This window comes from Bacillus sp. SIMBA_154 (assembly GCF_046536015.1).
GTDB lineage: Bacteria > Bacillota > Bacilli > Bacillales > Bacillaceae > Bacillus > Bacillus pumilus_P.
The window spans coordinates 1-268 of record NZ_JAWJBV010000300.1 but is presented as its reverse complement, the minus strand read 5'-3'; the positions used below and the strand labels follow the sequence as shown (position 1 = coordinate 268).

The 268-nt window shown below is 36.9% G+C and carries 1 protein-coding gene; it reads left to right on the top strand.

What is annotated here, in order from left to right; genetic code table 11:
* The coding region (locus R0K30_RS22130) for a histidine kinase dimerization/phospho-acceptor domain-containing protein (RefSeq protein WP_410613007.1) at nt 1-268 on the top strand (268 nt) is incomplete at both ends.

Below are 268 nucleotides of genomic sequence, written 5' to 3'. Positions count from 1 at the left end.
AGATGGCAGTAAAATTCCACTTGTCGGCTCATTTAATGAAATTGATCATCATGGTGAGATAGCATTAGCGGTTATTTTTAAAAACGTAACCCATTTAAAACAAAAAGAAGATTTATTACTTGAGGCCAAAGATCTTTTAGAAGAGCAGGTAAGAGCGCGGACTTCGCAACTTGAGCATGCGAAAAACATTGCTGAAGCAGCTAATTTAAGCAAATCAGAGTTTTTGGCGAATATGTCACATGAGCTAAGAACCCCTATGCATTCTATA